Genomic DNA, 12,948 nt, shown 5'->3' on the forward strand with positions numbered 1-12,948 from the left:
ACAAATCATTCTAATAGAATAAAATACTGACTCTTTAAGGCTCGCAAAGCACATCCCATTATTTAATTCGTTTTTTATATTATATTTTTAAGGATGAGTCTATGAATGACACCAAGGAGAAAATATATCTCAAAGATAGTGGAATAGGCGGATCGTCAATTTTAACAATAAAAAGAAAAATCATGATTGCCTTAATTTCGGTTCTATCTGTTTTTTTGATTCTTACAAGTATAGTTCTTGTAAAAAAACTAAGTGGAACTTCAAAACGAAACGCTGTTGTAAAATTATATGATTCCAGTAAAAACCTCGGCTTCTTTATCGAGACGATTATCAAGAATGTATACGATACAAATAAAACCTTAGCAAAAACATTTGAATCCTTCCAAGATATTCCGCCGGAAAACAGAAGATCTTATTTCAATAGTTTACAAAAAGAAATTTTAAGAGATTCGGAAAAATTTATAGATGTATGGACTGTTTGGGAACCTAATGCTCTCGATAAGCTTGATTACAAATTTAAAAACACTGAAGGTCATGATAATAGCGGGAGATTTATTCCATACTGGACAAAGGTCAACGGTAAAATTTCAATGGTGCCCTTAACCGAATATGTAAGCAGTTTTTGGTATGAAAAACCTAAGACCTCGCAGCATGGTATCTTGATTGAGCCCAATAAATATGAACTCCAAGGAAACATGATTTATGTTGCAGGTACTGCAATCCCAATACGTGACAAAACAGGAAAATCCTTAGGAGTTGTAGGAATTGACTACTCCCTTGATTATATGCAGGAAAAACTTTCACAAGAAGTTTTTTTTAAATCAGGCTATGCAATTCTCATTTCAGCTAAAGGCACCGTTCTTGCACATAAAAATAAAAACCTAATATCAAAAACCCTTCCCGAATTTGAAAACAAAGAAATAGCAGATTACTTTTTTGATGCAAAGAGGTCTCTTACTCCATTTTTAATTGAAACCCAAATAAACGGAAATAAGCATCTTGAAGTATTTACACCTGTAAAGATAGGCCGAACGAATGAAATATGGTTTGTAGGCACTTCAATACCGGAAAAAGAAATCTATGAAGAAAGTACAAACTTAATTAAACTTGTTTCCATAATTTTATTGGCAGGCTTTATTGCATCAATAATCATTCTGACATTTATAATAAACGGAATCACAAAGAGAATTTCAAACGTAGTTAAAGCTCTCAGAAATATTGCTCAAGGAGATGGAGACTTGACAGCCCGCTTAATAGGAAAGGGTAAGGATGAAATTGCAGACCTATCTAATTCCTTTAATCAAACAATAGAAAAAATAGGTTTTACGGTAAGGAATGTTGCAAACAGTACTTTGGATATGCAAAAAACAGGAGAAACTCTTGCAGTAAACGTTTTTGAAACCGCAAGTTCAATAAGCCAAATAAGTAAAAATATTTTAAAGGTAAAAGACCAAGCAGAGTCTCAGTCGGCAAGTGTGAGTGAAGCTACTGCAAATGTCGAACAAATTCTTCAAACAATAAAACAGTTAGACGGCCGTATTGAAAGTCAGGCTGCAAATGTTGTGCAATCTTCTTCAGCGATTGAAGAAATGGTTACTAATATTTCTTCAGTAACAAAAATATTGGACCAAAGCGATTCGGCAATTAAAGAGTTGGCAGATGCAACAGTCTACGGTAAGGACGCCCTCCACCTTTCAAATTCGGTTACACAAAAAATTGCAGAAGAGTCAGGCAGCTTGATTGAAGCTTCAAATGTAATTCAGCATATTGCAAGTCAAACAAACCTTTTAGCAATGAACGCTGCAATTGAAGCTGCCCATGCAGGGGAAGCCGGAAGAGGCTTTGCAGTAGTTGCGGATGAAATCAGAAAATTAGCCGAAGAATCAAGTCTTCAAGGAAAATCAATTTCTTCTGCTCTTAAGAAATTCTCAGAAGAAATTGAAACATTAGCAAAATCTTCAAAAACCGTAGAAGAAAAATTTAATGCAATTTTTAGCCTTGCTGAAAATGTAAAATCAATGAGCAGCAGCGTTATGACTGCAATGAACGAACAAGAAAACGGAAGTAACGAGGTGCTGTCGGCTATACATGATATAAATAATATCACACTGGAAGTTCAATCAGGCTCTGCCGAAATGCTAAAGGCCGGTGAAGATGCCGTAAAAGAAATGAATCGGCTTGAAGGATTAACACAGATTATAAATGACAGCATCCAAGAAATGTCGGCAGGTACAGACCAAATACAAACTTCCTGTTCCGAAGTAAAGGGTATTTCACAAAAAAATAAAATGAATATTGAAGCCCTTGCAGAAGAGGTCGGCAAATTCAAAATATAACGGGACACTTAACCTCTTCCTATTATATAAAATTTATGATATTCTGAGCCTTAAGTTTAACAAAAGGCTCGGTTTACAATATGCTTAACTTTATTTTAAAGAGGATTTTATACGGTATTCTTACAATGTTCATCGTTGCAAGTATTACCTTTTTTTTAGTGCATATTATTCCGGGCAATCCCATTGAAACCATAGCTGAAAATTTACCTGGAGAAAGACGAACCGAGCTTTATTCTCAATACGGATATGACAAATCTCTTTTTACTCAATACATAGTTTTTTGGAAAAATCTTTTAGTTAAGGGCGATTTAGGAACCTCGCTTTATTACCGAGGAAGACTTGTTACCGATGTAATAAAAACCCACGCACCTATTTCGGCAAGACTGGGACTGCAAGCATTATTTTTCGGCGTTTCAGTTGGTTTAAGTTTAGGTATATTATCAGCAGCTAAACGCGGAAAAAAATTCGATTATGCCGTTATCCTAATCGCAGTTATAGGAATATCTGTCCCAAGTTTTGTTATGGGACAAATGCTGCAATATTTTTTCGGCATTAAACATAATCTTCTTCCGATTACAGGTTGGGGAAGTTTTAAATATACAGTCCTGCCTTCTTTAGCCTTGGCCATAGGCCCCATCGCAAAATATTCCCGCTATATGCGATCCAATTATTTGGATATTATAAACCAAGATTATATTTTAACTGCAAGAGCAAAGGGAGCTTCAAAGGTAAGAATTATAAAAAGCCATATTCTAAGGAACGCTTTTTTACCGATCATAACTATGCTCGGCCCTCAAATAGCCTTTACATTCACAGGCACTTTTATAATCGAAAATATTTTTTCGGTTCCAGGACTAGGCTCCTATTTTGTGCGTTCAATTTCAGAAAGAGATTATACGATGGTAATGGGTCAAACTATTTTTATTTCTTTTTTATATGTAGCATCTCTTATTATAGTAGATATAGCTTATAATTTGCTAGACCCGAGAATTAAGGTGCAAGCAAAAAATGAGGTTCTTTAAAAATGGATGAAAAAAAAATTGCAAACTATGATGATCCGAGTAAAGAATTAAATTTAAGTCCATCTGATTTTGAACCCGTTATAAGAACAAAAAAGACGCTTCAAACAACAAGGGTCAGTATAGGCTTTTGGGAAGATGTAAGACGGAGGTTTAAAAAAAGCAAAAGAGCTCTTTTTTCTTGTGCAGTCTTGGGATTAATTATTTTGATATGTTCATTCGGCCCGATTTTAAGCGGACGGTCGGCTGATGACGGAAACTTAAAAGAAAAAAATTTAAGTCCCTCGTTTTCTCATTTTTTTGGGACGGATGAATTGGGGCGTGATATATTTACAAGGGTCTGTAAGGGCGGCAGGGTTTCTCTTATAATTGCAATTATAGGAGCTGCAATCGATATGAGCATAGGTTTAATTTATGGAGGCATTTCAGCATACTCAGGCGGAAGAACCGATACTATAATGATGCGTATAGTCGAAATACTTTCAAGTATTCCTTATTTAATTACCGCTATTTTAATTTCTCTTATTTTCGGCAAGGGAATTTTTTCGATTATCATCGCAATGACAATTACAGGCTGGTGTTTTACTGCACGGCTTGTGCGCGGTCAAGTCTTGCAGATAAAAAATCAGGATTTTATTTTGGCGGCACAGGCTTTGGGCACGGGCTCATTTAAAATCATAATAGAACATTTACTTCCCAACACTGTGAGCATTATGATAATCGCCTTAACATTTGATATTCCTTCATTTATTTTTGGAGAAGCTTTTTTATCTTATATCGGCTTAGGAATTCAGCCGCCATATACCAGCTGGGGAGTGTTGGCATCAGAGGCACAAAAGACAATGCTTTTTTATCCTTACCAATTATTTTTTCCTGCCCTTTTTATAAGTCTGACAATTTTATCCTTGCAGATTATCGGCGATGCTTTACGGGATGCAATGGATCCGCATTTAAGGAAGTACAAATGAGACCTATTTTACAAGTTAAAGATTTGGCTGTTACTTTCAAAAATTACGGCGGGACAATCCATGCCGTAAACGGTATCTCTTTTAATCTATACGAGGATGAAACTCTTGTACTTGTCGGAGAGTCCGGCTGCGGAAAAAGCGTTACGGCTCATTCAATTTTAAAACTCCTCCCCGGAAAAAAAACACGCATACACGAAAAATCTCAAATTATTTTTGAAGATAAAAATATCTTGGAATATTCCGAAGAAGAAATGCAGCACATAAGAGGAAATGAAATATCCATGATTTTTCAAGACCCTCTGACATATTTAAACCCTACAATGCCCATAGGCAAGCAGGTTATGGAAAGTATTTTAATTCATCAAAGGTTGAGCAAAAAAGAAGCCTTAGAGCGAACTATAAAAATTTTAGAGCTGGCTCAAATTCCTGACCCCGAAAAAAGACTCAAGCAATATCCTCACGAATTTTCGGGCGGTATGAGGCAGAGGGTTTTAATCTCGATAGCCCTAGCAAGCAATCCTAAAATTTTAATTGCCGACGAACCTACAACGGCACTGGATGTTACAATTCAAGCCGAGATATTGGAACTTATACAAAAAATTCAAAAAGAAACAAAGACAGCCGTAATGCTCATCACGCATGACCTCGGAATTGCAGCCGAAATTGCAGACCGCATTCAGGTTATGTATGCCGGAAAAATCATTGAGCGCGGAAAGGCCGAAGATATTTTTAAAAATGCACAACACCCGTATACAAGGGCATTGCTTGCAGCCGTTCCCTCAATAGACCAATTAAAAGAAAATAAACTTTATTCACCCGAAGGTAATCATCCCGATATGCTTTCTATTTCAGACGGCTGTGCTTTTGCCGACAGATGCGAAAAGTGTATGAAGGTTTGCCTTAGGCATAAACCTTCCGAAATGCGGGTAAGAGATGAACACTTTACTTCCTGCTGGCTTCAACATGAATTTGCAAAAGGAAAAAACAATGGCTGATACCCTTTTAGAAGTTTGCAATTTAAAAAAATATTTTACTCTGGGCCGTAAAGAAATTTTACATGCAGTGGATGATGTAAGCTTCACGGTAAACCGCGGAGAAACGGTAGGCATTGTAGGTGAATCGGGCTGCGGCAAAACCACTTTAGGTAGAACCGTCCTCGGCCTTTACCGCCCTACTGCCGGAAAAATAATTTTTGATGGAACCGAAATCGACTCGGCTTCAAAAAAAGAACTGCATACTTTTAAAAAGAGGGCGCAAATAATTTTGCAAGATCCTTTTGCTTCTTTTAATCCCCGTATGACAATTTCGCAAATTATTTCGGAAGGAATGGAAGCTCACAATTTATATAAAACAAAAAAAGAAATGGAGAATAGCGTATACTCTCTTCTTGAAACCGTAGGCCTTGTTCCCGAACATGCCAATAGATTTCCGCATGAATTTTCGGGAGGGCAAAGACAAAGAATAGGAATTGCAAGGGCTTTGGCAGTGGAGCCCGACTTTATAGTTTGTGATGAGCCTATTTCTTCCCTCGATGTTTCAATTCAAGCTCAAATAATAAATTTATTGATAAGGCTTCAAAAAGAATTTAAAATGACCTATCTATTTATTGCCCATGATTTATCTATAGTAAAATATATTTCCGATAAGGTCGGCGTTATGTATTCGGGGAAACTTGTAGAATTTGCAAAAAGTGCCGACCTATATAAAAAACCGCTTCATCCTTATTCTCAAGCCTTAATTTCTGCAATCCCAAGTACCGATATAGATTCCCCTATGTCGGCACGGCGTATTCATATCCATGGAGAAATAAGCAGTGCAATCAATCCCCCTCAAGGCTGCCGTTTTTATAAACGCTGCCCAAAGGCTTTTGAAAAGTGCAAATCAATTCCGCCCGAATTAATAGAAACGGAAGAAGGGCACTTTACTGCCTGCCATTTAATCAATCCTCTATTATAAAACCTAAATTTGTTACAACCCTACGCAAACCGAAATTTGAAATTGAAGGGACTTCAACAAAAAATTTATTTTCTTTTTTTATTATTAAAGAGCTGGAACCTCCTCCATCTAAATGTATAGCGTCTTGCGCTCCAAGCTTTTTCATAAAAAAATGCGCTTGGTCATAAGTGATACCTCTGCTCCTTTTTTTATTTTCACCTTCTGCAAAAAAAAGATATAAAGTTTTTCCTCCATCTGCAAGACCTACACAGGTTCTTGAATCTTCTTTTTTACTGATATTTGTTATTATAGGCTTTCCGTCTTTTAAGATTATTCTATTACCGCTTACGGCATATTCAATATCAGCTTTAATGTCTTCCGTATTTTGGGACTCTATTATAAAGGCAGAATTATCGTCTAAAAAGCATAGTGCCCCATATTTAGGGAAAGGCTTAGATAAATTTATTTTTTTATCGATATGAATTCCAAGAGGCTCACCCCTTAAAGAAAACGAAAAAGATATTACATTAAAAAATGCGGCATTCAAGGCTATCACAGTATTATGCCTTCTAGCAAAACTTAAAGTTGTTTCTCTTTTTACCATACCTTTGCCGTTAAAAAGTGCAGGTTCAGTTACAACTATTTTTAATTTAGGATTAGTCAGATCTATTTTTACAGCATGTACAATGAGAGGATATTCTTCATATTTAATATGTGAAAGAAAAATCCCTTCTGTCAATTTTTCCCAAACAAAATTTTTTTCCGAATTTTCTATAAAAGAAAATTCAGGACTGTTTTTTGGGTAAAAAGTTTGGCAAGAACAAAATAAAAAAATAACAAAAATAAAATACATTAAAAATTTATTGCATTTAGAATTTGAATACATAAATACCTCCAGTAAACCCTATTCTACAATTAAAATTTATAATATTCAACTCCTTTTTAAGATTGATTTTATTATTTTATTTTGATATAATAAAAAAATGAATAGCGGTAATATAATAAAACTTGTAAGAATTGCCTCTCTAATTTCTCTTATCGGAAACATAATAATATGCATCGCAAAACTTGTAATAGGAATTTATGCAAACAGTCTTTCAGTAATCGGCGATGGAATTGACTCTGCTACGGATGTCGGCATTTCTATTATGACCCTTGCAGTAAGTTTTATAATAGGAAGACCTTCGGATAAGAAACACCCATGGGGTCATCAAAGAGCTGAAACTATGGCCTCACTCATCTTAGCCTTTATAATTATGATAGCCGGATTTCAATTATTTATCACAGCAACAGGGAAACTCATAAATGTTTATAAAGGAACCGTAACTATTCTGATGCCTCACATATTTGCCGTTATTGTTACGGTATCTTCAATTGCGGTAAAATTACTTTTAGCCCTAAACCAGTATATTATAGGCAAAAAAACCGGCAGCATGATGATTCAAGCCAATGCAAAAAATATGACAAATGACGTAATTCTTTCCGCTTCGGTTTTAGCAGGTCTTGCAATTTCACATTTTTTTAAAGCTCCTATTTTCGATGCAGTTACAGCCCTCCTCGTAAGCCTTTGGATTATGAAATCGGGTATAGAACTTTTTATGGAACTAAATATCGAATTAATGGACGGGAATACAAACGATATTTTATATAAACAATTATTTGAAGCCGTTAATTCCGTTGAAGGAGCTCATAATCCTCACCGTGCAAGAATCAGACGTATGGCCAATCTTCTGGATATAGATTTGGATATTGAGGTCGATGCCGCAATCAGTATTTATGAAGGTCATTGTATAGCGGAAAAAGTAACTTCAGCAATTAAAGAAAAAATAGAAAATGTTTATGATATAATGGTACACATTGAACCGTACGGAATTCATAACAATGAAGAGGAAGGCTTCGGTTTATCCGAAAAAGATATAAACAACTAATTAAGTTTTGCTTTTTCTTTTTTCCAAAGGTCGATAAATTCCAGCATATATTGTTGAATATCGCCGAACCATTCTTTTTGAAATTTACAAGCCTCAACGCCCAAATACCTATAATGCCAGCACTCCCATTTATAGCCTGTAATATGCTCCATACCTTTCGGGTAAGATAAAGACCAGCCATACTTCCACGCATTTTTAAGCATCCATTTCCCTTCAGCAGTATCGGCGTAGGCATCCGTAATTGTACCAAAGTCAATGGCAGTACCAAGTTGATGCTGACTGGCCCCCGGATGAGCAGAAAAAGACTGAGTATTTTTTTTACCATGCACATTTACATATTTTGAAAAAAGTTTTGACTGATAGCTATAAGAACGATAACCTGAACTTACCCTTATTTCTATTCCATTTTTTTTTGCGTCTTCTGCCATTTTTTGCAATGGACGTTCTGCAATTTTTGCAAGATATATATTGGTACGATCCAGAACATACTTTCTATCTTTTATGTCATAGAGTAATATAATATTTTTAGTTTTATAATTTTTATCAAGAAGATTAAGCTTATCTACCAAAATCAAAGCATCTTCTTTTTCATTATTTAATACGTTATTTAAATTCTTAAAAAAAATATTTCGATTGTTATTTATTTTATTAAAAATATCCTTAGGAAACCGTTTTGAAATATACGTATATACTTTTTTATATACATCTTCATCGGAAATTTTATTGTTCGGATAAATAGAAAATATAAAGACAAAAAAGAAAAATAGAAAGAAAATTTTCTTTAGAGTAAAATACATATTTTAAATCTAATAAAAATTATTTATATCTCACCGACGGAATGGATAATATTAAACACATCTGAAAATCCTGTTGAATCCAGAGCCATTTTGACATCCTTGGCCGGATTCAACACATACATCTTGTGTCCGTTATCCTCACTATCATTATGGGCAGACATAAGCACGCCAATTCCCGACGATGATAGTGATGTTACCTTTGATAGATCCAAAATTGTATCGTGATCTTTAATTGCCGAATATACTCTTTTTTCAAAATCGCCGGATGTATATAAATTAACAGAACCTTCTATAGATAATAATAAGCATCCGGATACCTCTGATTCATTAATAATTAAATTTTCCATAAAACTTCCTTATATATGTTTAAATGTCATAATAGTAATATCATCTTCAATTTCATGAGCAATATAATCCAAGAACGTTTTATATATTGCATTAGAAATTTCTTTAGCAGACTTAGTCTTATTCGCTGCAATTAAACGGCTTACCCTCTCATTTCCGAATTTGTCGCCTTTTAAATTCTTGGAATCCAACAAACCGTCAGTCGTAAATACTATAATATCATTACGGTTCATTGTAATTTTTCTGACCTTCAAAAAGGGACGTATATTTTTTACAAAACCTAATACTCTTCCCTCTCCCTGTATTTCGATAACATTTTTATAAGAATCAATATACATAGACATGAGAGGAATACCACAGTTAAGATAGTATATTGTTGAGGTCTTAAAATCCATAATACCGAAAAGCCCCGCAAGGAAAGTTCCTTTAGGAAGATTATTCTTAATAAAAGAATTTATTTTTACTACAAGTTCTTTAAAATCGGGAGTTTCCGAAAGATAAGTATGCATAACAGACTTCAAAATAACCATTGACATGCTTGCACTTAATCCTTTACCGGAAACGTCTCCTATCAAAAATAAATATCTATCTTCAGACAATCGAATAAAGTCGGTAAAATCGCCTCCCAATTGGTGAGCCGAAAAAGCAACAGAATCCACATCAATAACTTTCTTTTCAACAATATCTATATTCTTTTGGATTGAACCGATAATTTGATCGGACATTTCTATTTCTCTATCGAGAATAAGAACTATATCCTGCTTTGCTATATTCCGCAAATAATATACAACTAAAAAGAAGTAAGAATAAAGACTATTTAAGACATCAAAGTCATATGTGGTATAAGCCTCTTTTCTTTTTTTAGAAGAAATGGAAATAACACCTATCAATTTTTGGCCTTCACGTACACAAATTAATATTTCGGCATACGTACTGTTCATAAAACTTATTAATTCACTTCTTACATCGGAAAAAAGAGGGTTTGTCAAAACTTGAGATCGCATTACAACCTGAATATTTTCATTCAATAAAAATTTAAAAATAGGTTGAGCAGCATCAAAGGTAGAAGTTATATCTATGGTCGAATAAACAGGTTCCAATATTTCATTTTCACTTGTAATCAAAATATTGATAGAACCGGCATTTAGTTGTTCCAATAGAATATTAGAAAAATTGTTCATGACTTTTTCACGGCCTTCCGTATAGTCAACCCGTTGCAATTTTTCTTCTATAACTTTTGCGTATTCTGAAGTATCACCCAAAAGCCATTTAAATTTTTGAGAAACAAAATTCCTAATAACAAGAAAAATTAGAGCTCCTACAATCAGCAAAACAATCTGAAGATAAAAATTACGGACATAGGTAAGAACCCACGAAGCCCAATATCCTGTTACGGCAGCAAATACTAAAATAAAAATCAAAAATCTGAATAAGGCAAGGGACAGCTGTTTTCTATCATATACCATTGAGGTTGAAAATCCGAATGAGGTAAAAAATACTAAAAGCAGATATCCAAGAGGTGTTATAGCTATTGCCCATGAAAAAATAGTAGAAAGATAATATACAAAGCTCCAAATAATTACGCTAAAAAAAAGAGCCAGAAAATAAATTATCATCTGCTGTCTGTAAATTCTACGTCCTTCCCTAAAAACTTTATATATAGAAATCAACATTGCCAAAACAGGTACAACCAAAAGGAGTATCCTTTCAAAAATGCCTGAGGCAGGATTTCCAGCTATCATAACTGATGTGAATTTAAAACCTGATAGAGGATTCCAAAAGAAGCCTTTTATAAAGAAAATTGCCAATGCAGCAATACCTAAATGCAAAATACCATTAAGCACTGTAAAAGGAGTATTTTTTTTACGCTCAAAATAAGGCATTTTAACGGTAAACTGCAAGGTAAAAAAGGAAATCAAAACCATCCCTATCATAAAAATTTTAGATATAATAAAAACCACGCCGGAAAAATTGAAATATAATGCTAATATTAAGGTCAAAAAAAGCAAGGTCGTTATTACTGTCATCCCGGCAACCATAAAAAGATCCCGCGCATAAGGCTCTTCTTTGACAATGAGGCTTGCAGCCAATATCGTTAAGACAATAAGAAAAAAGAATTCAAAAACAATCAGCCCCATATGTTACCCCTTAACCTTAGCACACATTATAGTAATATCATCTCGCATGGGCTGACTACCTGTATGAGCATAAGCCATACCGGCAACTTTTTGCACTATATCATCTGCGCTGGATTGAACAAAAGATTTTATAGATTCCATGTACATATCGGTCTCAGCTAATTCAACGCCTTCGCCATTCATGGCCTCAGGAACACCATCAGTCATCATCAAAATTACATCACCTCGATAAAGAGGTCTTTCACGCACTTCTATTTTATCGAAGTCAATGATACCTACAATACTGCAGGTAGATTCAAGAACCTTTACCTTGTAGCCATACGGGGATTCCGTAAGAATCATCGGATCTTCCATTGAGGCATTAACATATTTTATAGACATTTTTTCGGTGTCAACTAAACCTAAAAATAAAACCGTATACTTATCCAAAAGGCCCATTCTTTTTATGGCGCTGTCTACCGCCAACACAAGAGCAGGAAGGTCTTCTTTATTTTTTGCTATTTTAATTGTATTTACAACAATACCCATAACCAATGCAGCTGAAAGGCCCTTACCGGAGACGTCCCCTACAACTAGGAGGGTCTTATGCTCATCAATCTTTATAGCATCATAATAGTCTCCTGATACGTTTACAAGGGGTTTAAAATAAGCCGCCAACTCAAGCATAGGCATCTCAGGGAGCTTTTGAGGTAAGAAAGCCTTTTGTGTGTTGGCAACCATGTTCCATTCTTGGCTTAATTCTGAAAAGTATAAAAGCTTCTCAAGAGTAGTAACCCTGTTTTGATAAGTCAAAAATTCCGAAAACATTGTATTAAAAATCTCAGGTTCAACCTCATTAAAATATCCGCAAATAATAAAAAATTGCATTTTTTCTAAAATTACCGCAGCAATACGGGCATCTTTAAGTTTACAGCCCTGCATATCGGCATTAAAAAAATAAACTCCTGGTTTGTATCCCACTGTGATTTCATGCAAAGAAGCATAAGTTTCCGGAGAAGAAATAAATCTTGAAGCGCTGTTATATAAAACGATATTTTCTATAGAATCTACAAGCATTACCGAACAGTCACCTGAATATTCAAGCTCATTATTTATGGCATCTATTAAATTTTCTATAGTGTAACAAAATCGAGTTTTTTTCAAAAATTCCGCAAAAACCTTAGTTTTAGGCTTATCATATTCTCTACTTTCTATTTTCTTATAAGAGGTACGTATAAGATAGTCTGCAAAGATTGCAACAATGACAAAGACCAAAGCTCCTATGATAAAACGATGAACCTGAGTAATCTCAGGAATTCTAGCCAACCTGCTCAAAGCCAGAGTCATATCATTAGCCGAATAAAATTTACCTAAAAACAAAAATCTCGGGCTGACAAATATCAAGAAGAGAGCAAAAACACTCCCCATCCCAATACTTATCAGAATATTCGAAAGTAATTTACGTAATTTTATCATTATGATCTTCTCCAGCTTTGGAGGTAT

Annotated in this window: 11 protein-coding genes; 6 read left to right on the forward strand and 5 right to left on the reverse strand. The window is 34.7% G+C overall.

Annotation, left to right across the window (positions count from 1 at the left end; genetic code table 11):
* The first annotated feature begins 101 nt into the window (after nucleotides 1-101).
* The 5 genes from E4N80_RS09855 (at nucleotide 102) to E4N80_RS09875 (ending at nucleotide 6,279) form a co-directional block, all read left to right on the forward strand.
* The gene (locus E4N80_RS09855; RefSeq protein ID WP_253699063.1) at nucleotides 102-2,336 is read left to right on the forward strand and encodes a methyl-accepting chemotaxis protein; all 2,235 of its coding nucleotides are present in this window, start codon (nucleotides 102-104) and stop codon (nucleotides 2,334-2,336) included.
* An 80-nt stretch (nucleotides 2,337-2,416) separates the two neighbouring features.
* A complete protein-coding gene (locus E4N80_RS09860; protein ID WP_253699064.1) occupies nucleotides 2,417-3,358 on the forward strand; it encodes an ABC transporter permease in 942 nt (313 codons plus the stop codon).
* A gap of 2 nt (nucleotides 3,359-3,360) precedes the next feature.
* A complete protein-coding gene (locus E4N80_RS09865) occupies nucleotides 3,361-4,323 on the forward strand; it encodes an ABC transporter permease (RefSeq protein ID WP_253699065.1) in 963 nt (320 codons plus the stop codon).
* Nucleotides 4,320-5,318 carry an ABC transporter ATP-binding protein gene (locus E4N80_RS09870; protein ID WP_253699066.1) on the forward strand — a complete coding sequence of 333 codons (999 nt, stop codon included), beginning with the start codon at nucleotides 4,320-4,322 and terminating at the stop codon, nucleotides 5,316-5,318. Before E4N80_RS09865 ends, E4N80_RS09870 begins: the two co-directional genes overlap by 4 nt.
* Nucleotides 5,311-6,279, forward strand: a complete 969-nt coding sequence (locus E4N80_RS09875) for an ABC transporter ATP-binding protein (protein WP_253699067.1) — start codon at nucleotides 5,311-5,313, stop codon at nucleotides 6,277-6,279. Before E4N80_RS09870 ends, E4N80_RS09875 begins: the two co-directional genes overlap by 8 nt.
* Here E4N80_RS09875 and E4N80_RS09880 read toward each other — a convergent pair.
* On the reverse strand, nucleotides 6,263-7,144 hold the full coding sequence (locus E4N80_RS09880) for a phosphodiester glycosidase family protein (protein ID WP_253699068.1): 882 nt from the start codon (nucleotides 7,142-7,144) through the stop codon (nucleotides 6,263-6,265). The genes E4N80_RS09875 and E4N80_RS09880 overlap by 17 nt on opposite strands.
* A 97-nt stretch (nucleotides 7,145-7,241) precedes the next feature.
* Between E4N80_RS09880 and E4N80_RS09885 the strand changes: the two genes are divergently transcribed.
* Nucleotides 7,242-8,186: a cation diffusion facilitator family transporter gene (locus E4N80_RS09885; RefSeq protein ID WP_253699069.1), complete on the forward strand. Its 945-nt coding sequence runs from the start codon at nucleotides 7,242-7,244 to the stop codon at nucleotides 8,184-8,186.
* On the opposite strand, the gene E4N80_RS09890 is transcribed toward E4N80_RS09885, so the two are convergent.
* The 4 genes from E4N80_RS09890 to E4N80_RS09905 are packed head-to-tail and all read right to left on the reverse strand — an operon-like array spanning nucleotide 8,183 to nucleotide 12,921.
* The gene (locus E4N80_RS09890; protein WP_253699070.1) at nucleotides 8,183-8,983 is read right to left on the reverse strand and encodes a M15 family metallopeptidase; all 801 of its coding nucleotides are present in this window, start codon (nucleotides 8,981-8,983) and stop codon (nucleotides 8,183-8,185) included. The genes E4N80_RS09885 and E4N80_RS09890 overlap by 4 nt on opposite strands.
* A 23-nt stretch (nucleotides 8,984-9,006) precedes the next feature.
* A complete protein-coding gene (locus E4N80_RS09895; protein ID WP_253699071.1) occupies nucleotides 9,007-9,330 on the reverse strand; it encodes an STAS domain-containing protein in 324 nt (107 codons plus the stop codon).
* A 9-nt stretch (nucleotides 9,331-9,339) separates the two neighbouring features.
* The gene (locus E4N80_RS09900; protein WP_253699072.1) at nucleotides 9,340-11,466 is read right to left on the reverse strand and encodes a PP2C family protein-serine/threonine phosphatase; all 2,127 of its coding nucleotides are present in this window, start codon (nucleotides 11,464-11,466) and stop codon (nucleotides 9,340-9,342) included.
* 3 nt (nucleotides 11,467-11,469) lie between these two features.
* Nucleotides 11,470-12,921 carry a PP2C family protein-serine/threonine phosphatase gene (locus E4N80_RS09905; protein WP_253699073.1) on the reverse strand — a complete coding sequence of 484 codons (1,452 nt, stop codon included), beginning with the start codon at nucleotides 12,919-12,921 and terminating at the stop codon, nucleotides 11,470-11,472.
* Nucleotides 12,922-12,948: the final 27 nt, after the last annotated feature.

The organism is Treponema denticola (genome assembly GCF_024181605.1).
Taxonomy (GTDB): Bacteria; Spirochaetota; Spirochaetia; order Treponematales; family Treponemataceae; genus Treponema_B; species Treponema_B denticola_B.